The organism is Rhodoferax sp. BAB1 (assembly GCF_013334205.1).
In the GTDB taxonomy this organism is placed as follows: Bacteria; Pseudomonadota; Gammaproteobacteria; order Burkholderiales; family Burkholderiaceae_C; genus Hylemonella.
Map to the genome: position 1 here is coordinate 2644968 of NZ_CP054424.1, position 18906 is coordinate 2663873.

An 18906-nucleotide genomic window follows, 5' to 3' on the forward strand; every position below is an offset into this window, starting at 1 on the left:
GCCGTCTCCTCGCGGATGGAAAAGCCGGCCGCCGGGGCCAGCACCTGCGATGCAGCCTACTCCTTTTGGACAGGTGCAGGCCAACACCCGAGCGCGCCGAGGGGGCTCTCGGTCCCGGGGCGGCACACGGATTGCGCGCCCTAGCGCAAGAACTCGCGCACGGCGGCCAGCGTGGCGGCCGGGTCTTCCTCCTGCGGCACATGGCCCAGTTGCTCGAACATCACCAGCCTGGCGCCGCTGATGTCGGCCGCAAAACGCTGCGCATAGGCCGGCGGGATCAGCCGGTCCTGCCCGCCCCAGAGGATGAGCGTGGGCAGCTTCAGCGTCCTGATGTCCGCCTCGCGCCCCGTGTTGCGCTGCGACAAGCGCTTGCGCAATGCGGCCCGGTTGCCTTCGCGCCGGGCGATGTCGGTGTAAAGCGCCACCAGATCAGGCGTGACGCGCGAGGGATCGCCGTAGACGTTGCGCACCGACTTCTCGATCAGGCCCGGCGGCAGCACATTGGCCATGAGGCTGCGCAGGCCCGGTGTGCCAGCCACACGGAAACCCAGGGGGATGGAAACGGACTCGATGCGATAACCCGCCGCGTCCACCAGGATCAGGCGGTCCACGCGCTCTGGCAGGGCATGGGCCACGGCCCAGGCCACCTCGCCGCCCAGGGAGTTGCCGGCGATCACGAAACGCTGCACGCCCAGCTTGTCCATCAGCGCCGCGACGAAGCGCACGTAGACGGCCATGGAATAGTCGTTGGCCGCGTTCGGGCCGGTCAGGCCGAAACCCGGCAGATCGAAGCGGATCACACGGCGCGTTTTCTTCAACTCACCGGCCCAGCCCTCCCAGGTGTGCAGGCTGGCCGCGGTGCCGTGCACCAGCACGATGGGCAGCGGGTCGGTGCGCGAGCCCTCGTCGCGCACATGCACCTGCAGGCCGTCCACATCGATGAACTGCGAGGGCGGCGTGGCCCAGCGGGCCTTGAGCTGCTCCACCGGAATGTCCGGCGCCCAGGACCAGGCGATGAAACCTGCCACCAGCAGGGCGAAGGCCAGGACGATGGCACCGAGGATGCGCAGGATGATTTTCATGGACGTGAAGGTAGTGGGCTGGCGGGAGTCTAGCCCCCGCGCCCAGGGCCCGCTGTCAGGCACCGGACAGGTTCTTGAAGAGATGCCGCGCCAGCGCCCGCCAGAAGTCCGCCCCCGAATGCTCGCTGGCCAGGCGCGACACATCCCCATAGCCCTTGTGCAGGATGACGGCGACGATCAGCACCAGCAGCACGATGGCCACGATCTGCAGCACGGTCTTGAAGATCGCGTCGGCGCGGGTGCTCATGGCCGGCTCAGATCCACCGACGCACGCGGCGCCTGTAGGCGGCAAACTCGTCGCCGAACTTGGCCGCCAGCACCCGCTCCTCGGGCAGGATCTGGAAGCGCGTGATGTAAGCCACGTAAGCGGTGGGCCCGGCGAAGGCAACCCAGGAGCCCAGGTGGCTGGCATAGGCCACGAGCAGCAGCAGCAGGCTGAGGTACATGGGATTGCGCGTGAAGCGATAGATGCCATGCGTGACCAGCACGGAGGCCCGCTCGGGCTGCAGCGGGTTGATGGTGGTCCTGGCCCGCCAGAACGTCAGGAAGGCCGCCAGCGCCACGACCGCGCTCAGGTTCATGCTGAGATCGATGGTGGCCAGGCGCAGGCTTTCGGCGACGTCGGTCATGGCTTGCTCGCGCGGCAAGCACCACATGCCGACGGCGATGGCGATGGCCACAAAGGGGGCGGGTATACGGGTCTCGAGAAACCGCATCATGTGTCTTCAAATGCTTTAGGTGATTCCGTACGCACGGCGGCGCAAGGGCATGGCCCGGGCCTCCCGGCCGGCACCGCCCGTGGGCCTGTGGATGCCTGCTTTATAGCAGCTGGCTGCGTTGCAACAGATGGGCGTGCACCGCACCGGCCTTCAGGTGCCGGTGCAGCGTCAGGCCCAGTGGCGCCAGCTGTTCTTCATTCCAGGCCGAGGGTGCTTCCAGGTACACATACCCCCCCGGCGCCACGGCGCGCGCGGCGGCCTGCAGGGCGGGTGCGAACAGGTTCGCGTCGAAGGGCGGGTCCAGGAACACCAGGTCGGCACTGGCCAGCGGCCAGGCCTTGAGCGCGGCGACGCCCTCGCCGCGCTGCACCTGCACGGCACTGGCCTGCAGCTGCTCCCTGATCTTCTTGAGTTGCGCCACCAGGGCGCTGTCCTGCTCGATCAGCGTCACCGCCCTGGCCCCGCGCGAGGCGGCCTCGAAGCCCAGCGCCCCGGTGCCGGCAAAGACATCCACGCAAGACCAGCCGGTGAGGTCCTGGCCCAGCCAGTTGAACAGCGTCTCGCGCACGCGGTCGGGGGTGGGGCGCAGGCCGGGCTGGTCGGCCACGGGCAGCTTGCTGCGTTTCCACTGGCCGCCGATGATGCGCACCTCGCCGGCGGAGCGGGCCACCGTCTTGCCGGCTGGCCGGCCCGCGGTTTTGGCCGCCGGGGCTTTACTGGCCATCACGGCCTCCCACCACCACGGTCACCATGCGTTCGGGCTGCAGCTTGCGCGCAAAGGCGGCCCGGATGTCGGCCACCGTGACTTTGGCCACCTGCTGCGTCCAGGTGTCGAGGTAATCGAGCGGCAGGCCGTGGGCGGCGATGTTGGCCACGTTGTCCAGCAGCTTGCGGTTGTTGTCGATGCGCAGGGCAAAACCGCCGATCAGGTTGTCCTTGGCAGCCTTGAGCTCGGCCCCGGTGGGGCCCTCGGCGAGAAAACGGCGCAAGGTCTCGCGCGCCACCTGCACGGCCTGGGCGGCCTGGTCGGGCCGGGTCTGCAGGCCGATGCTGAAGGAGCCCGCGTGCAGGCCGGGGTTGAAGTAGCTGTAGACGCTGTAGCTCAGGCCGCGTTTCTCGCGCACTTCTTCCGTGAGGCGCGAGACGAAACCGCCGCCACCCAGGATGTAGTTGCCCACGGTCAGGGCGAAGAAGTCCGGGTCGTCGCGTTTGAAGCCGGGCTGGCCGATCAACACGTGGGCCTGGGCCGATTCAAAGGGAATCCGCTTTTCCACGGCAGCGCCCAGCGGCTGGACCTCGGCCACCGGCGGCAGCGCTGCGCAGGCCGTGGCGGGCAGGCGCGCGAGCAGTTGCGTGACCAGGGCATCGGCCTGCGCGCGGGTGATCGCGCCCACGATGCTCACGCGGGCGCGGCAGGGCTGGAGGTAAAGCCTGTGCCAGGCCTGCATGTCGGCCACGCTGATGCGTGCCAGGGTCTGCTCGTTGGTGTCATGGCCATAGGGATGGCTGCCGAACACGGCCTGGTTGTAGGTGCGTGCGGCCACGGTGGCAGGCCGGGTGTTGGCTTCGCGCAGGGCGGCCACCAGGCGTTCGCGTTCACGCGTCCACACGACCTCCGGATACGCCGGCTCGGCCAGCTGGCGTGCGGCCAGGGCCACGGCGCGGGCCAGCAGGTCGGGGTAGGTCAGCGAGCGCAGGGAGAAACTCACGCGGTCACCGCTGTCTCCCCCGGCAAAGGAGGCGCCCAGGTCGGCCCAGGCTTCGCCCAGGGCGTTCTCGTCCAGTGCCGGATCCGTCCCTTGAACCCGGATGCCCTTGCTCTGCATGGCCACACTCACGCCGGCCAGGCCGGCCTGGGCGCTCGGGTCGCGCCGGCCGCCGGCGTCGAAGTCGATGCGCACGTCGACCATGGGCACGGTGGGGCTCTCCACCAGCCAGACACCGGCGCCGCTGGACTGGGTCCAGTGCTGGATGGGGATGCCGGCCTGGGCCAGGGAGGCCAGGCCGAGGCCCAGCACGGCAGCTATGTTTTTGATAGCAATCATCTTGGCTTTCATGACCATCCCTTAATGGCGGCTGCCGGCGGCGGGCTGGCGGCGCGGGCGGTTCGGATCGGGCGGCTGCGGCAGCAGATGGGCCACGGTCAACTGCTCGTCACCGAAATAACGGGCGGCCACCGACTGCACCTGGGCTGCGGTGACACCGCGCAGGCGCGCCAGCAGCTGGTCATTGGTGTCCAGCGGCAGGCCCAGCACCCAGTAGGTGCCGATCTCGCGCGCCTGGTTGAACAGCGAGTCGCGTTTGTAGACCTCGCTGGCAATCCACTGGGTCTTCACGCGTTCCAGTTCGGCTGCACTGATGCCTTCGCGGGCCACGCGCGCCACCTGTTCGCGCAGCGCGGCTTCCACCTGGGCCGCGGTCTTGCCCGGCGCGGGCACGCCATCGAGCACAAAAAGCTGCGGGCCGCGGCCCAGCAGGCCGTTGCTGGCGCCCGCGCTGTCGGCCACACGGTCCGTCCCCTGGGACAGCGCTCGCTCCAGGCGCGCGCCGCTGTAGCCGTCCAGCACGGCGGCCAGCACGGTGAGGGCCAGCGCGTCGTCATTGGCCGGGTCGGCCCCGCTCAGCGAACGCAGGCCCGGCACCTTGAAGGCCAGGGCCACATAGGCCTGCTCGGCCGGCGCCTTGACTTCGACCCGGCGCAGGCCGGTCTGCAGGGGCTCGATGCGCGGCTTGCGCGCAGGCACGGCGCGCGCCGGGATGCGGCCATAGTGCTTGTCGGCCAGGCGCCAGACCTGGACCGGGTCCACGTCACCCACCACCACGACCACCGCATTGGCCGGCACATACCACTTCCTGTAGAACTCGCGCGCGTCAGCGGGCGTCATGCTGTCCAGATCACTCATCCAGCCCACGATGGGGCGGCGGTAAGGCGAGGCCGTGTAGGTCGTGGCCAGCAGCGTTTCATACAGCAGGGAGCGCGGGTTGTCTTCGGTGCGCATGCGCCGCTCTTCCTTGACCACCTCGATCTCCTTGGTGAACTCGCTATCCGCCCAGCGGTTGTTGGCGAAACGGTCGGCCTCCAGCTTCATCACGTCTTCCAGGCGCCGGGCCGGGATCTGCTGGAAATAACCGGTGTAGTCCATGCTGGTGAAGGCGTTCTCGCGCCCGCCCAGGGCCGCCACACGGCGCGAGAACTCGCCGGCCTTGAGGGTGCGCGTGCCCTTGAACAGCATGTGTTCCAGCACATGGGCCACGCCGCTGCTGCCGTCCACCTCGTCCATGGACCCCACACGCAACCAGACCATGTGCACGGCCGTCGGCGCGCGCCGGTCGGGCTGCACGATCAGCGTCATGCCGTTTTTCAGGGTGTATTGCTGGGCGCGGGGCTGGCTGTACACCGGGGTGGCCAGGACGGCCAGGGTGAGCCAAAAGAGGCGTAGAAGGTGTTTCATAGAATGCTCTGATTCTATGAACCCAAGATATGTTCAGTTTTTTCAAGAAAAAAGCCCCTGCTGAAGCCACTTCCGCCCCCAAGGAACCGGCGCGCCAGGGCTGGCTGGGCAAGCTGCGCGCGGGCCTGCGCAAGACCGGGACCAGCATCAGCACCGTCTTCACCGGCATGCAGATCGATGACGCGCTCTACGAGCAGCTGGAAGAAGCCCTGCTGATGGCCGACGCCGGGGTGGCGGCCACCCAGTTCCTGCTGGACGACCTCAGGCGCCGCGTCAGGGAAAACAAGGCCACCGAACCCGCGGCCGTCAAGCGCCTGCTCATCGATGCCCTGGCCGATCTGCTGGCGCCGCTGGAAAAACCCCTGGCCATCGGCGCGCACCAGCCCACGGTGATCATGGTGGCCGGTGTCAACGGCGCGGGCAAGACCACCTCCATCGGCAAGCTCACGCATCACCTCTCCAACGACGGTGCCACGGTGCTGCTGGCCGCGGCCGACACCTTCCGCGCCGCCGCGCGCGAACAGCTCATGGTCTGGGCCGAGCGCAACACGGTGGAGATCGTGCACCAGGCCGGCGGCGACCCGGCCTCGGTCTGCTTCGACGCGGTCAGCGCCGGCAAGGCCCGCGGCAAGGACGTGGTGCTGGTGGACACGGCGGGGCGCCTGCCCACCCAGCTGCACCTGATGGAAGAGCTGCGCAAGATCAAGCGGGTGGTGCAGAAGGCCGACGAGACCGCGCCGCACGAGGTGCTGCTGGTGATCGACGGCAACACCGGCCAGAACGCACTGGCCCAGGTGCGCGCCTTCGACGAGGCGCTGGGCCTGAGCGGCCTGATCGTCACCAAACTCGACGGCACGGCCAAGGGCGGCGTGCTGGCGGCCATTGCACGCGAGCGACCCATCCCGGTTTACTTCATCGGCGTGGGCGAGCAGCTCGACGAGCTGGAGACCTTCAAGGCGAGGGAGTTCGCGCAGGCCCTGCTGGACTGAGCCTGTCCACCCGTCACGGCGCCGGGCAGGGGCTTACCCTGACTTGAACCCGTCGGGCGGTGGCAGAATGGTTCCCAGCCCCGCCACGCCCCACCTGCGCCATCGTGACCCTGCCCGTCAAGGACACCGCCCCCGGCGAGTTCGCTGCCAGTCCCTCGTCCTGGCAACCGACGCAGGCCTTCCTGCGCTATACCGTCGTCACCATCCTGGCGGCCTCGGCCGTTTTCCTGTTCATCATCCTCGTCTACCTGCCTGAACAGCGCCCGCGCGCCATCGGCCCGGCCCTGATATCGCTGGTGGCCCTGCTTTCCGCAGCCCTGCTGCGCAAGGGACGGGCCCACGAGGCCGTGCTGGTGATGGCCGGCGGCATCTGGTTGTCGGTCACCGTGATCGCCACCCTGTTCGGCGGCATCCGGTCCACCATCTACTACATCTATCCGCTGGTGATCTTCCTGCTGGGCTGGATGGTCAGCACGCGCGCGGCCATCGTGGCCGCCGTGCTGACGTCGGGTGTCACGGTCGCGCTGATCCTGCTCGCTGCGCGCGGCTGGCTGCCCGCGTCCCTGCCGGCCGAACCGGTGCTCTACGGCGTGGTGCAGATCTTCGTCTACATCCTGACCGCGGCCATGGTGGCCTACCTGGTGCAGGCCTACCGGCGGCAAGTGGAAGCCTTGCAGCAGGCCGGCGAGGAGATGGGGCGCGCCAACGCCGTGCTCAAGGAGTCGGAACTGAAGTTTGCCAGCGCCTTCACCGCCAGCCCGGTCGCAGCGTCGATCGCCTCGGTCAGCGAAGGACGTTTCATCGAGGTCAACACCAATTTTGAGCGCGACTTCGGCTGGACCAGGGAAGACCTGCTGGGGAGGACCGCCCTGGAGGTCGGCGTCTGGCCGAATTCCAGTTCGCGCCAACAGTTTGCCGACATGCTGCAGCGTCATGGGCGAACGGTGAACTACGAGTCGCGCTGGCGCCACAAGAATGGTGAACTGCGCGACGTCAGCATCTCGGGCGAGATCATCGAGCTCGACGGCGGGCTCAACATCCTGGCTTACGCCACCGACATCACCGCGCGCAAGGCCGCCGAAGAGCAGATCCAGCGCCTGGCCTTCTACGACCCGCTGACCAACCTGCCCAACCGGCGACTGCTGATGGATCGGCTGGACCAGGCCATGGTGGCCTGCCTGCGTCACAAGAAACAGGGCGCGCTGCTCTTCATCGACCTGGACAATTTCAAGACCCTCAATGACACCCATGGCCACGACAAGGGTGACCTGCTGCTCAAGCAGGTGGGCACGCGCCTGGTGGATTGCGTGCGCGACGGCGACACCGTGGCCCGCCTGGGCGGCGACGAGTTCGTGGTGATGCTGGAAGACCTCAGCGACAACGCCATGGAAGCGGCCACCCAGGCCGAAACGGTAGGCCGCAAGATCATGCGCGCGCTCAACGAGAGCTACGACATCCGCCCGCTCAGCGTGCACAGCACGCCCAGCATGGGCATCACCCTGTTCGGCGCGCAGCAGGAGAACATCGAGGAGCCCATCAAGCGCGCCGACATGGCCATGTACCAGGCCAAGGCGGCCGGCCGCAACACCATCCGCTTCTACGATCCGCGCATGCAGGCCATGGTGGCGGAACGCGCCGAGCTGGAGCGCGACATGCGCCTGGCGCTGCAGCTGGACCAGTTCGTGCTGTACTACCAGCCCCAGGTGCAGGACGGCGGCCGGGTCACGGGCCTGGAAGCGCTGCTGCGCTGGTTGCAGCCCGAGCGTGGCCTGGTGCCGCCGGGGGAGTTCATCGCGCTGGCGGAGGAGACCGGCCTCATCGTCCCGCTGGGCGAGCGCATCCTGGACATGGCCTGCGACCAGCTGGCGCGCTGGTCTGCCCAGCCGGGCATGGCCCACCTGACGCTGTCGGTCAACGTGAGCCCGCGGCAATTCCAGCAGGACAACTTCGTGGCCCAGGTGCTGGGCGCCCTGGAGCGCAGCGGCGCACCGGCACAGCGCCTCAAGCTGGAAATCACCGAGAACCTGCTGATCGCCAACGTGGACGAGGTGATCGCCAGGATGGCGGCGCTCAAGGCGCGCGGCGTCGGCTTTTCGCTGGACGACTTCGGCACCGGCTACTCCTCGCTGTCCTACCTCAAGCGCCTGCCGCTGGACCAGCTCAAGATCGACCAGGGTTTCGTGCGCGACATCCTGGTCGATGCGAACGACGCGGCCATCGCACGCATGGTGATCGTGCTGGCCGAAAGCCTGGGCCTGGAGGTGATGGCCGAAGGGGTGGAGACGGTCGAACAGCAGCAGGCCCTGCAGGCCCAGGGCTGCCACGCTTACCAGGGTTATCTGTACAGCCGCCCGCTGCCGCTGGAAGACTTCGAGCGGCTGGCGCAGCAAGCGGGCTGGCCGGTCATCAGACCAGCGCCGTGAGGCCGGCTACTCGCGCTCGAGTTCCAGGTAGGTGCGGCTGGCGTTGCCGGGCATCAGCTCGGCGGCATTGAGCAGGCTGCCATAGGGCTGGGCCGGAAAGCTGCGTACGGCGGCACTCACGTCCACGCCCTCATCCACGGCCTGTTTCATGTGGGCCCGCAGGGCACGCAGGTAGTCGCGCGTCTGGGCCTGCGCCACGGCCAGCGTGGTCACGCGGCCATGGCCGGGCACGAGGATGGCCGGCGCCAGGCGTTCGATCTCGTCAAACGTGGCCAGCCAGGGTTTGGTCTGGCTCACCGGGATCACGCCCAGCAGCCGGTCCACATAGACCACATCACCGCTGAACAGCACGTTCTTCTGCGGCAGCCAGACCAGGATGTCACCGGGCGTGTGCGCGCCGCCGCGATACTTGATTTCAAGGCGTACGCCGCCAAGCTCCAGCTTCTCGTCCGTGCCCTGCAGCCAGCGTGTGGGCAGCACCGGTACCGTGCCCTCGGCCAGCTTGCCCAGCGAGGCCTGCAGGCCGCTGAGGTGGTCGCCGCCGCGCTTGCGCATGTCGGCCTCGCCCCGGGCATGGGCGATGATCTCCGCGCCCTGCGACTTGAAGTAGCCATTGCCCAGCCAGCGGTGGTCCTGCCCCCCGGTGTTGATGACCCAGCGCACCGGCTGCTGCGTGACACGCCGCACGGCCGCATGGATCTGCTGCGCACTCTGGTACGTGGCGCCGCTGTCGATCAGCACCGCGCCGGCCGGCGTGACAAGCAGGCCAAGGTTGGCATTGAGCCCTTCGTTGGCCAGCGTACGCGCACCCATCTCGCCAATGTGCGCGTACACACCTTCAGCCACCGGCTGGAAGTTGACTTCCACCGCCGTGGCGTGGCTGCCCCACAGCGTGAGCGCGGCCCACAGGCAGGCGCCGATCCAGGTTCTTTGCAGTGCGGCTTGCATGGCTGGTCTTCCTCTTACTTGCAGTTGTTGTGCAGTTTCCACTTGGCCTCATGGCCGATGGCCTTGGCGAACTCGGGCACCTTGCAGCGCTCGACCTCGGCAGCATCGACCGCTGGCGCAACTGCCGCGAGACCCGGGGCCGGGGCCGGCCCGCTGGCATAGACCCAATGGGCTGCAGCCCAGACGAGGCCGGCAAAAACCGCCAGCACCCCGGCCTGCGCCGCGCTGAGACCGAAGCCGCGCGCGGCCGGTGCCTCGCACACGCCACCGGGGCAGAGCTGGGCCGGGGTCTTGCCAAAAAGGTTGTAGAGCTTGCAGCCCAGGCAGATGCCGAAGGCCGACTCGAAGAACATCAGGGTGATGCAGGCCGCACAGACCAGCAGGTTGACCGGGCCGATCACCTGGCGGATCACGATCAGGTAGAGCATGACGAGCGCCAGCGCGAAGCCGATGGCCCAGGCAAAGCGCTTTTGCGGCGCCCCCACCCATTCGGGCTGCTGCTTGCGCACCAGCCACTGGCCGACGATGAGCGTGGGTGCGTAACGCGGGTTGACGAAAAGCCGGATGGTGAAATCGGCGAGGAAGGCGATCACGAACACGCGCGTGGGCTGGAAATTGCCGATCAGCCAGGCGTTCATGAAGGCCCCCATGGCCAGCAGCAGCAGGATGCCGGCGCTGGCGCGCACCGCGCGCTCGTTCAGCACCGGAATATCAAATTCCGGCAGGCGCTCACCGAACTGGAACAGGGAAGTCGTCATCGTGGCCTAGTCTATAAATAAGCGATGACGGAAGTATCGGCGATTTGCGGACAAGCCGGGCCGGGCCCCGGGTAAATCGCGGGTAAAGCGCCTGGCGGCGCCTCAGCGCACGACCAGGCGGCCCGGTGCCTCGCCCGTGATCTCGCCGATCTCGGCCGCGGCCTCGAAGCCGTGCTGGCGGAAGATGGCCAGCACCTGCGCCACCGTTTCGGGCGTGCAGCTCACCAGCAGGCCGCCGCTGGTCTGCGGGTCGCTCAGCAGGGCCTGGTCCACGGCCGCAAAACCGGCGGGCAGCGTGACCGAGCTGCCGTAGCCGGCCCAGTTGCGGCCCGACGCGCCGGTGACCATGCCCTGCTCGGCCAGTTCGCGCACGCCGCCCAGCAGCGGGACCTTGGCCCAGTCGACCTGCACGGTGCAGTGGGCACCCCGCGCCAGTTCCAGGCCGTGGCCGGCCAGGCCGAAACCAGTGACGTCGGTCAGGGCGTGCACGCCGTCCAGCGCGGCCAGTTCCGGGCCGGGGGTGTTGAGCTGGGTGGTGGTGGCGATCATCTGCGCGTAGCCCTCAGGGCTCAGCGCCTCCTTCTTCAAGGCGGCCGAGAGCACGCCCACCCCCAGCGGCTTGCCCAGGATGAGGCGGTCGCCCACGCGGGCATCGGCATTGCGCTTGACGCGTTTCGGATGCACCAGGCCCATGGCCACCAGGCCGTAGATGGGCTCGACCGAATCGATGGTGTGGCCGCCCGCGATCGGGATGCCCGCGGCCTTGCACACGGCCTGGCCGCCGGCCAGGATGCGGCCGATGGTGTCGGTGGACAGCACACTGATGGGCATGCCCACCAGGGCCAGCGCCATGATGGGCTTGCCGCCCATGGCGTACACATCCGAGATGGCATTGGTGGCGGCGATGCGGCCAAAGTCGTAGGGGTCGTCGACGATGGGCATGAAGAAGTCGGTGGTGGCGATCAGCGCCTGCTCGTCATTGATCTTGTAGACGGCCGCGTCGTCCGCGGTCTCGATGCCCACCAGCAGTTCGGGTGGCACCGGCATGCCGCTGCCGCTCTTGAGGATCTCGGACAGCACGCCGGGGGCGATCTTGCAACCGCAGCCGCCGCCGTGCGAAAGCGAGGTCAGACGGGGTTCGGGCTTGGGGGAGGTGATGGCGTTCATGGGGTCTTCAGCAGTTCGTCGAGCAGGGCCAGCAGGCCGGCGCGCTCGGCATCCGGAGTGAACAGCGGCGCGCGAAGGCGACATTGTGCCTGCAGGGCGGAAATCCTGCCGGCGTCGTCGCGGCAGGCCCGCAGCAACGCGGCCAGGGCCGGCGCGTCGCCCCAGGGGAAGTAGCCGCCGTAGTCCGCCCCCAGCATGCCCACATTGCCCGGAATGTGCGAGGCCAGTACCGGTGTGCCGCTGCAGACCGCTTCCATCAGCACATGGGCGCCGCCTTCCATGCGGCTGCAGTGCACCAGCAGGTGCGCGCGCTGGATGTGCCGGCGCACGACTTCATGCTCCAGGCCACCGAGCCAGCGGTAGCCGGGACAGGCGGCCATGGTGGCGCGCGCCTGTGCGCCCAGGGCCGGGTCCAGCGCATCGCCGATGTGGTCGATGCGGATATCGGTACGCTCGCGCAGCAGCTGCGCCGCCTCGAACAGGGTCTGCGGCGACTTCTCTTCCCGCAGGTGGCCCACCATGACGGCACGCAGGTGCCGCTGCGTTTTCTGAAGCGGCCGGCGGGCCGTGGTGGACTGGAAGATCACGCGCGTGGGCCCGCGGTATTTCTCCGGCAGCTCCCGCACGCCCTGGTCCTGCAGCACCACCAGCCGCTGTGCCAGCGCCAGCGAGCGCCGGGCGCTCACGTCCTCGAGGATGTCGCGGTAGAGGTCGGTGCCCGTCAGCACCACGGCCAGGCCGCGGCCCGGGTGCACCGCCGCCCAGGCCGCGATGGACGCCGCACTGCGCCGCGCATGCAGCGCCAGCATGGCCACCGCCTCGGGGTGGTCCCCGGCTTGCCAGGTCTTGACGATCTGCACGCGGTAAGGACCGGCCAGCAGGCGCGACCAGCGCCAGGCCGTCTGCCAGTTGCCATTGTTGGCGTCGGCCAGCGCGGGGCTGACGATGAGGACCAGGGGCGCGGCCATCTCAGGCTTGCGCCCAGTACATGGCAAACCAGCCGCGTTCGTCCGTCCAGGCCTGCACCCGCGTAAAACCGGCCGCTGCCAGCAGGGTCTGGAAATCGGCCAGGGCGTACTTGCAGGAGTTCTCGGTGTGGATGCGCTCGCCCTGCGCAAAACGGCGTTCGCCGCCGGGCCAGCGCACGGTGAGTTCGCGCCGGGCCTGCAGGTGCATCTCGATGCGCGAGGCCGCCGCGTTGAAAAAAGCCACGTGCGACCAGTCGTGCACGGCAAAGTCGCTGCCCAGCACGCGGTTGATGTGCAGCAGCAGGTTCTTGTTGAAGGCCGCCGTCACGCCCAGCGCGTCGTCGTAGGCTGCCTGCAGCACGTCCGTCGGCTTGAGCAGGTCCACCCCGATCAGCAGGCCGCCACCCTGCGCCGCCGCGCGGACCTGGCGCAGGAAGACCAGTGCCTCCTCGGGGGTGAAGTTGCCAATGCTGGAGCCCGGGTAGAACAGCAGGCGCGGGCCCTCGCCCACCTCGGGCGGCAGGGTCAGCTGCGAGGAAAAGTCCAGCCCCACGCCCAGCATGTCCAGCGCGGGGAACTGGCGCTGCAGGCACTGCAAGGCGTTGTTCAGGTAGTCCACCGAGATGTCCACCGCCACGTACCGCGCCGGCTGCAGCAGGCCGAACAGCCGCGCCGCCTTCTCGCAGTTGCCGGCCCCCAGGTCCACCAGCGTGGCGCCCTTGGGCACTTCCCGGGCGATCGCGGCACCGTGCATGAGCAGCAGGGCGGCTTCGGTGCGCGTGGGGTAGTACTCGGGCAACTCCGTAATGGCGTCGAACAGGCGCGAGCCCAGCGGGTCGTAGAGGTATTTGGGCGAGGTCCGTGCCGGCGTGGCCAGCAGGCCCCCGGCCAGTTCCTCGCGCAGCGCCGCGCGGTCTTCGTGGTAGAGCTGGAGGAAACGCGGCTGGCGCAGCCCGGTGGGTGACATGCGGCCAATATAGCAGCGCAAGCGCCGTGCCCACCCGGCAGCAGGCGCCCCGGGCATTGTGGTTTCTACGGCTGGTGCCCCCGGCCATCCTGGCGCACAATGCCCGGGCAACATGTTTACACTAGTCTTCAAAGTGTAGACAATTTGAGCCTGGAGCCCACCATGGTGGGCCACCGCCACGCACTGCACCCATAAAAAGGAGACCTCCATGAAACGTCGTACCCTGCTGGGCGCCAGCCCCCTGCTGCTGGCCCCGACCTTGCTGCACGCGCAAAGCTACCCCAGCAAGCCGATCCGCTACATCGTGCCGGTGGCCGCCGGTGGCGGCAGCGACATGGTGGGCCGCACCGTGACCGAGCGCTGGGGCAAGGCGCTGGGCCAGACTTTCGTGGTCGACAACCAGGGCGGCGGCGGCGGTGTCATCGCCAGCCAGAACACGGCCAAGGCCGCGCCCGATGGCTACACCCTGATGCAGGGCTACGTGGCCACGCACGGCACCAGCCCGGCCACGCGCAAGCTGCCCTACGACCCGATCAAGGACTTCACGCCCATCGGCATGATCGGCGGCACCCCCAATGTGCTGGTGGTCAACGCCGGCATTCCCGCCAGGGACGTCCGGGAGTTCGTGGCCTACCTGCGCGCCAACATGGGCAAGATCAGCTACGGCTCGGCCGGCGCGGGCTCGCTCACCCACCTGACCATGGAGCTGTTCAAGCAGCAGATCAATTCCTTCATGGTGCACATCCCCTACCGCGGCGTGGCCCCGGCCTTCACCGACCTGATTGGCGGCCAGACCCAGGCCATGTTCCCCGGGCTGGCCGCGGCCCTGCCGCACATCCGCTCGGGCCGCGTGCGCGCCCTGGCCGTGACCGGCGGACAACGCCATCCGCAGCTCAAGGACACGCCCACGCTGGACGAACTGGGCTACAAGGGCTTCGACGCCATGCAGTGGTACGGCGTGGTGGGCCCGGCCAACATGCCGGCGGCCATCGTCAAGCAGCTCAACGACACGCTGGGCACCGTGCTCAAGGCACCGGACATGCGCGAGAAGCTCTCGATCGAGGCCATCGAGCCCATGCCCATGAGCGCCGAGGCCTTCGGCAAGTTCATGCGCGAGGACATCGCACGCTGGACCCGGCTTGCGCGCGATCGCGGCATCCAGCTCGACAGTTAAACTCGTTTCCGCCTGCAACCCGGTCGCCGCCGGGTTGCTTCTCTTTTTATAGCAACCGAAGATTCTCCATGGCCCGCAATACCCAGGTCACCGCCGACCACAACGCCCCGCCCGTCACGCAAACCCTGGCCCGTTTTGTGGCCACGCATCCCTCGCGCGGCTGGAGCGACGCAGTGGACCACGAAGCCCACCGCACCTTCATGAACTGGCTGGGCTGTGCCGTGGGCGCCGCGCAGCACGAGTCCGCACACGCCGCGCTGGGCGCCGTCGCCATGCTGCAGCCGGCGCCACAGGCCAGCGTGCTGGGCCGCGCCGACAAGGTCGACATGGCCAGCGCCGCCCTGGTCAACGGCATCACCTCGCACACCTTTGACTTCGACGACACGCACCTGAAGACCATCATCCACCCGGCCGGCCCCGTGGCCTCGGCCGTGCTGGCCTTGGCCGAGCACAAGGGCCTGTCGGGCCGCGCCGTGATCGACGCGCTGGTGCTGGGCATCGACGTCTCCTGCCGCGTGGGCAACACCATGTACCCCGAGCACTACGACCGCGGCTGGCACATCACCGGCTCCACCGGCACCCTGGGTGCGGCCGCCGGCTGCGCCCGCCTGCTGGGCCTGGACGAGCACAAGACCGCCATGGCGCTGGGCATCGCCGCCTCGCAGCCCGTGGGCATGCGCGAGCAGTTCGGCACCATGACCAAACCCTTCCACCCGGGCGGCGCAGCGCGTGCCGGCCTGATGTCGGCGCTGCTGGCCAGCCAGGGTTTCACCGCCAGCCCGAAAGCACTGGAAGCGCCGCGCGGCATGATCCAGACCATCTCCACCAAATACGCGTGGAACGAGATCACGGATGAGTTGGGCCAGCGCTTCGAGATCTCCTTCAACAGCTACAAGCCCTTCGCCTGCGGCATCGTGATCCACCCCAGCATCGACGCCTGCGCCCAGCTGCGCGCGCAGGGCGTGAAGGCCGAGGACGTGGAGCGCATCGAGCTCAAGGTGCATTCGCTGGTGCTGGAACTCACGGGCAAGAAGGAACCGGCCGACGGCCTGCAGGGCAAGTTCAGCGTCTACCACGGCTGCGCCTGCGGCCTGATCTTCGGCAAGGCCGGTGAAGACCAGTACGCCGACGACATCGTCAACCGCCCCGACATGGTGGCACTGCGCCGCAAGGTGGTGGCAACTGTCGATGACAGCATCGACGAGGCCAGCGCCGACGTGACCGCCGTGCTCAAGGACGGCCGCCGGGTGCACGTCTTCGTCAAGCACGCCATCGGCTCGCTGGAGAACCCCATGACCGACGCCATGCTGGAAGGCAAGTTCCGCGACCTGTCGGATCCGGTGATCGGCAAGGGCAAGACGGGCGAACTGATCGCCGCCTGCTGGAAGCTGGGCAGCATCGGCGACGTGCGTCAGCTCACCGCCCTGGCACGTCCCTGAAACAGCCCCCCCCCCGCGCTGCCACCTTGCTGCTCAACAGCATCTGGCAGCCAGGGAGGGAACGGTGCGGGCATCGCCCGGGAGCGAGGGCGCAGAGGCCGTCTCGTGGACGGGCAGGGTCAGCTCCATGCCCCGGTTCGGCGCCAGGCGCAGGAAGGCACCGAGTGCCGTCAGCAGCAGGGCCGCACTGACGATGATGGCCACCGGGTAATACAGATTGCCCGCCAGGTCCAGCTGGCTGTACTTGATGACCATGATCAGGCCTTCCAGCGACAGCGCCACGCAGACCGTGCCGATGAAACGCGGCAGCGTGCGCCGGAGCATGACGATCACGTCGTGCCCCTCTTCTTCCCCATACTCCTTGCTGATCACCATGGCCAGCTCAAACACCGCCATGGCAATCACACCGGCATTGACGATCTTGATGACGATCTGCGTGATGTCCTCCCCGTGCAGGAGCTGACCGACCGCCGTGCCCAGGGTGGAGAGCAGGATGGTCGCGGAAATCGCCAGGAAGAGGAAGGTGAAACCCTTGGCGAAAACCTTCTGGATGGTGACGGACAAGGCGTCGTTTTTCATGCTGCTTCCCATGGATGGTGGAGGGCTTGTTCAAGCCGGGCTGTTCCGAACGGTGGCCCTGCAAGCGTGCCCGAGACCAGCCACACGCAAGACCTAAAACCACCGGGCATCAGGAACCGGTCCGACCTTACGCATCTTTCATCTGGCATCCCGGCAAAAAGATTTTTTGTTTCCAACGTTACGGCCGCAGCGCGCCCACCGCACCGGCACGCATCCTTGATCTACATCAAATCCAGGCCGGGCCTGGTTTGACAACCCCTGGGGGCATGCTTATAAGGGAGCCTTGCTCACTGCAAGGCCGTCATGTCACTGATCGAAGCGAGCGCCGTCTCCAAAATCTACCGTTCCGGCGATGTCGAGTTCTATGCGCTGCGCGACATCTCGCTCACCATCGACACCCGGGAATTCGTCGCCTTCGTCGGCCCCTCCGGTAGCGGCAAGTCCACCCTGCTCAACCTGATCGGCTGCCTCGACCACCCCAGCAGTGGCCGCCTGACCGTGATGGGCACGGACGTGGCGGCGCTGGACCGCAAGGCGTCCGCCCACTTTCGCGGCGAGAACCTGGGTTTCGTGTTCCAGGAGTTCAACCTGGTGCCCGTGCTGTCGGCCTACGAGAACGTCGAGTACCCGCTGCTGATGGTGCGCGGCTGGGCGCCCGCCAAGCGGCATGCCCAGGTCATGAAGCTGCTGGACGCCGTGGGCATGGCCGCGCAGGCCCACAAGCGGCCCGACCAGCTCTCCGGCGGCCAGAAGCAGCGCGTCGCGGTAGCGCGCGCGCTGGTGTCGGAACCCAAGCTGGTGCTGGCCGACGAACCCACGGCCAACCTCGACCATGAAACCGCCCACAAGGTGATCGCCCTCATGAAACAGATGCGCGACGACTACGGCACCACCTTCGTCTTTTCCACCCACGACCCCAAGATCATGCAGGCCGCCGAACGCACGCTGATGCTGGAAGACGGCCGCCTGGTGAAGGAGGTGCACGCATGATCGCCGTTCTTCGCCTCTCGGCGCGCAACCTGATGCGCTACCACCGCCGCACCCTGCTGACGGCCGGCCTGATCACGCTGGGCGTGCTGGCCATGCTGCTCTTCGTCTCGGCGGCCGGCTCCTTCAAGCAGGTCATGATCGGCCAGATCACCGACAGCCTGCTGGGCCACATGGAGGTGCACCGCCGGGGCTACGTGGCCTCGGTGGACAACCTGCCGCTCAACCTCAACCTCTCGCCCCAGCTGATCAACAAGGTGAAGGCCGAGCTGGACGCCGAACCGGCCATCGCCGCCTATTCGGTGCGCCTGAAGCTGGGCGCCATGTTCAGCAACTTCAACGAAACCACCAGCATCCGCCTCAACGGCATCGACCCGGTAGCCGAGGACGCCGCCGCGCCGGGCCTGCGCACCCGCATCATCGAAGGCGGTCGCGAAGGGCCCCTGCTGGCGCCGGGCGAACTGCTGATCCCCGAACTGCTGGCGCGCGGCATGAAGGTCAAAGTCGGCGACTCGGTGGTGCTGGTGGCAACCAACCGCGAGGGTTCGGTCAACGGCAAGAACTTCAAGGTGCGCGGCGTGCTCGAACCCGTGACCGGCCCGGGCGGGCGCGACGCCTACCTGCACACGGACGACGCGCGCGAACTGCTGCGCATGGACGAGGCCGAGGCCATGGAAATCGTGGTGCGACTCAAGGACCTCGGCAAACTCGACAAGGTCATGGCCTCGCTGGGCGCCCGGCTGGGACAGCTGACCAACCCGCAGGGCCGGCCCGTGCTGGAGCTGCACGACTGGAAGGGGCTTTCGCCCTTTGCGAACATCGCCAGCATGATCGACCTCATGACCCTGTTCATCCGCGTGATGCTGGTGGCCATCGTGCTGACCAGCGTCATGAACGTGATGCTGATGGCCGTGTACGAGCGCATCCGCGAGATCGGCACGCTGGCCGCCATCGGCACGCCGCCGAGCCGCATCCTCGGCCTCTACGTGGGCGAAGGCCTGCTGCTGGGCCTGCTGGGGGCCATCGTCGGCGTGGCCCTGAGCGCGGCCGTGGTGGGCCTGCTGAACCTCTACCCCCTGCAGTTCCCCTTCGGCCGGCAGCTGATCACCCTGCACCCCACACTCTCGGCAGGCGAGATGCTCTCCGTCGCCCTGCTGGTGGTGGGCATGGCCGTCATCGCCAGCCTGCAACCGGCCTGGCGCGCCTCGCGCATGGACCCGATCCAGGCGCTGCGCCACGTTTGAAAGTCGCTCC

General features: G+C 68.0%; 18 protein-coding genes. 6 read left to right on the plus strand and 12 right to left on the minus strand.

What is annotated here, in order from left to right; all coding sequences use genetic code 11:
* Nucleotides 1–140: 140 nt before the first annotated feature.
* From HTY51_RS12660 to HTY51_RS12685, 6 genes are all read right to left on the minus strand, one after another.
* On the minus strand, nt 141–1082 hold the full coding sequence (locus HTY51_RS12660) for an alpha/beta fold hydrolase (protein WP_174253057.1): 942 nt from the start codon (nt 1080–1082) through the stop codon (nt 141–143).
* 55 nt (nt 1083–1137) lie between these two features.
* Entirely contained in the window at nt 1138–1329 is a 192-nt protein-coding gene (locus HTY51_RS12665) for a hypothetical protein (RefSeq protein WP_174253058.1), read from the minus strand.
* A 7-nt stretch (nt 1330–1336) separates the two neighbouring features.
* The gene (locus HTY51_RS12670; RefSeq protein ID WP_254606879.1) at nt 1337–1801 is read right to left on the minus strand and encodes an isoprenylcysteine carboxylmethyltransferase family protein; all 465 of its coding nucleotides are present in this window, start codon (nt 1799–1801) and stop codon (nt 1337–1339) included.
* A gap of 100 nt (nt 1802–1901) precedes the next feature.
* Complete coding sequence (rsmD, locus tag HTY51_RS12675; protein ID WP_174253059.1) at nt 1902–2525, minus strand: 16S rRNA (guanine(966)-N(2))-methyltransferase RsmD; 624 nt, start codon at nt 2523–2525, stop codon at nt 1902–1904.
* Complete coding sequence (locus tag HTY51_RS12680; RefSeq protein WP_254606880.1) at nt 2515–3846, minus strand: pitrilysin family protein; 1332 nt, start codon at nt 3844–3846, stop codon at nt 2515–2517. Before HTY51_RS12680 ends, rsmD begins: the two co-directional genes overlap by 11 nt.
* 21 nt (nt 3847–3867) lie before the next feature.
* Entirely contained in the window at nt 3868–5253 is a 1386-nt protein-coding gene (locus HTY51_RS12685) for a pitrilysin family protein (RefSeq protein ID WP_174253061.1), read from the minus strand.
* Between the two features lie 29 nt (nt 5254–5282).
* Here HTY51_RS12685 and ftsY point away from each other — a divergent pair, with 29 nt between their 5' ends.
* A complete protein-coding gene (gene ftsY, locus HTY51_RS12690) occupies nt 5283–6242 on the plus strand; it encodes a signal recognition particle-docking protein FtsY (RefSeq protein WP_174253062.1) in 960 nt (319 codons plus the stop codon).
* Nucleotides 6243–6346: 104 nt separating this feature from the next.
* Nucleotides 6347–8665 (plus strand): bifunctional diguanylate cyclase/phosphodiesterase, encoded by a 2319-nt coding sequence (locus HTY51_RS12695; protein ID WP_254606881.1) that lies wholly within the window; start codon nt 6347–6349, stop codon nt 8663–8665.
* A 6-nt stretch (nt 8666–8671) separates the two neighbouring features.
* Here HTY51_RS12695 and HTY51_RS12700 read toward each other — a convergent pair whose 3' ends face one another.
* The 5 genes from HTY51_RS12700 to egtD form a co-directional block, all read right to left on the minus strand.
* A complete protein-coding gene (locus HTY51_RS12700) occupies nt 8672–9613 on the minus strand; it encodes an MBL fold metallo-hydrolase (protein WP_174253063.1) in 942 nt (313 codons plus the stop codon).
* A gap of 14 nt (nt 9614–9627) precedes the next feature.
* Nucleotides 9628–10371 (minus strand): DUF4395 domain-containing protein, encoded by a 744-nt coding sequence (locus HTY51_RS12705; protein ID WP_174253064.1) that lies wholly within the window; start codon nt 10369–10371, stop codon nt 9628–9630.
* 102 nt (nt 10372–10473) lie between these two features.
* Complete coding sequence (selD, locus tag HTY51_RS12710; protein ID WP_174253065.1) at nt 10474–11538, minus strand: selenide, water dikinase SelD; 1065 nt, start codon at nt 11536–11538, stop codon at nt 10474–10476.
* On the minus strand, nt 11535–12506 hold the full coding sequence (gene senB / locus HTY51_RS12715; protein WP_174253066.1) for a selenoneine biosynthesis selenosugar synthase SenB: 972 nt from the start codon (nt 12504–12506) through the stop codon (nt 11535–11537). The genes selD and senB overlap by 4 nt, the downstream gene beginning before the upstream one ends.
* 1 nt (nt 12507) lies before the next feature.
* Nucleotides 12508–13473: an L-histidine N(alpha)-methyltransferase gene (gene egtD, locus HTY51_RS12720; RefSeq protein ID WP_174253067.1), complete on the minus strand. Its 966-nt coding sequence runs from the start codon at nt 13471–13473 to the stop codon at nt 12508–12510.
* A 208-nt stretch (nt 13474–13681) separates the two neighbouring features.
* On the opposite strand from egtD, the gene HTY51_RS12725 reads away from it, so the two are divergent.
* Together HTY51_RS12725 and HTY51_RS12730 are read left to right on the plus strand one after the other, a co-directional pair.
* Nucleotides 13682–14647 (plus strand): tripartite tricarboxylate transporter substrate binding protein, encoded by a 966-nt coding sequence (locus HTY51_RS12725; RefSeq protein ID WP_174253068.1) that lies wholly within the window; start codon nt 13682–13684, stop codon nt 14645–14647.
* Nucleotides 14648–14715: 68 nt separating this feature from the next.
* Entirely contained in the window at nt 14716–16086 is a 1371-nt protein-coding gene (locus tag HTY51_RS12730; protein ID WP_174253069.1) for an MmgE/PrpD family protein, read from the plus strand.
* A gap of 33 nt (nt 16087–16119) precedes the next feature.
* Here HTY51_RS12730 and HTY51_RS12735 read toward each other — a convergent pair whose 3' ends face one another.
* On the minus strand, nt 16120–16665 hold the full coding sequence (locus tag HTY51_RS12735) for a hypothetical protein (RefSeq protein WP_217448211.1): 546 nt from the start codon (nt 16663–16665) through the stop codon (nt 16120–16122).
* A 303-nt stretch (nt 16666–16968) separates the two neighbouring features.
* Between HTY51_RS12735 and HTY51_RS12740 the strand changes: the two genes are divergently transcribed.
* Together HTY51_RS12740 and HTY51_RS12745 are read left to right on the plus strand one after the other, a co-directional pair.
* The gene (locus tag HTY51_RS12740; protein WP_174253070.1) at nt 16969–17655 is read left to right on the plus strand and encodes an ABC transporter ATP-binding protein; all 687 of its coding nucleotides are present in this window, start codon (nt 16969–16971) and stop codon (nt 17653–17655) included.
* The gene (locus tag HTY51_RS12745) at nt 17652–18896 is read left to right on the plus strand and encodes an FtsX-like permease family protein (RefSeq protein ID WP_174253071.1); all 1245 of its coding nucleotides are present in this window, start codon (nt 17652–17654) and stop codon (nt 18894–18896) included. The genes HTY51_RS12740 and HTY51_RS12745 overlap by 4 nt, the downstream gene beginning before the upstream one ends.
* Nucleotides 18897–18906 lie beyond the last annotated feature (10 nt).

Excerpts from the sequence above, each read along its gene's own strand:
- HTY51_RS12660 (WP_174253057.1), bottom strand. The coding sequence starts at position 1,082 with ATGAAAATCATCCTGCGCATCCTCGGTGCCATCGTCCTGGCCTTCGCC.
- HTY51_RS12665 (WP_174253058.1), bottom strand. The coding sequence starts at position 1,329 with ATGAGCACCCGCGCCGACGCGATCTTCAAGACCGTGCTGCAGATCGTG.
- HTY51_RS12670 (WP_254606879.1), bottom strand. The coding sequence starts at position 1,801 with ATGATGCGGTTTCTCGAGACCCGTATACCCGCCCCCTTTGTGGCCATC.
- rsmD (WP_174253059.1), bottom strand. The coding sequence starts at position 2,525 with ATGGCCAGTAAAGCCCCGGCGGCCAAAACCGCGGGCCGGCCAGCCGGC.
- HTY51_RS12680 (WP_254606880.1), bottom strand. The coding sequence starts at position 3,846 with ATGATTGCTATCAAAAACATAGCTGCCGTGCTGGGCCTCGGCCTGGCC.
- HTY51_RS12685 (WP_174253061.1), bottom strand. The coding sequence starts at position 5,253 with ATGAAACACCTTCTACGCCTCTTTTGGCTCACCCTGGCCGTCCTGGCC.
- ftsY (WP_174253062.1), top strand. The coding sequence starts at position 5,283 with ATGTTCAGTTTTTTCAAGAAAAAAGCCCCTGCTGAAGCCACTTCCGCC.
- HTY51_RS12700 (WP_174253063.1), bottom strand. The coding sequence starts at position 9,613 with ATGCAAGCCGCACTGCAAAGAACCTGGATCGGCGCCTGCCTGTGGGCC.
- HTY51_RS12705 (WP_174253064.1), bottom strand. The coding sequence starts at position 10,371 with ATGACGACTTCCCTGTTCCAGTTCGGTGAGCGCCTGCCGGAATTTGAT.
- selD (WP_174253065.1), bottom strand. The coding sequence starts at position 11,538 with ATGAACGCCATCACCTCCCCCAAGCCCGAACCCCGTCTGACCTCGCTT.
- senB (WP_174253066.1), bottom strand. The coding sequence starts at position 12,506 with ATGGCCGCGCCCCTGGTCCTCATCGTCAGCCCCGCGCTGGCCGACGCC.
- egtD (WP_174253067.1), bottom strand. The coding sequence starts at position 13,473 with ATGTCACCCACCGGGCTGCGCCAGCCGCGTTTCCTCCAGCTCTACCAC.
- HTY51_RS12725 (WP_174253068.1), top strand. The coding sequence starts at position 13,682 with ATGAAACGTCGTACCCTGCTGGGCGCCAGCCCCCTGCTGCTGGCCCCG.
- HTY51_RS12730 (WP_174253069.1), top strand. The coding sequence starts at position 14,716 with ATGGCCCGCAATACCCAGGTCACCGCCGACCACAACGCCCCGCCCGTC.
- HTY51_RS12735 (WP_217448211.1), bottom strand. The coding sequence starts at position 16,665 with ATGAAAAACGACGCCTTGTCCGTCACCATCCAGAAGGTTTTCGCCAAG.
- HTY51_RS12740 (WP_174253070.1), top strand. The coding sequence starts at position 16,969 with ATGTCACTGATCGAAGCGAGCGCCGTCTCCAAAATCTACCGTTCCGGC.
- HTY51_RS12745 (WP_174253071.1), top strand. The coding sequence starts at position 17,652 with ATGATCGCCGTTCTTCGCCTCTCGGCGCGCAACCTGATGCGCTACCAC.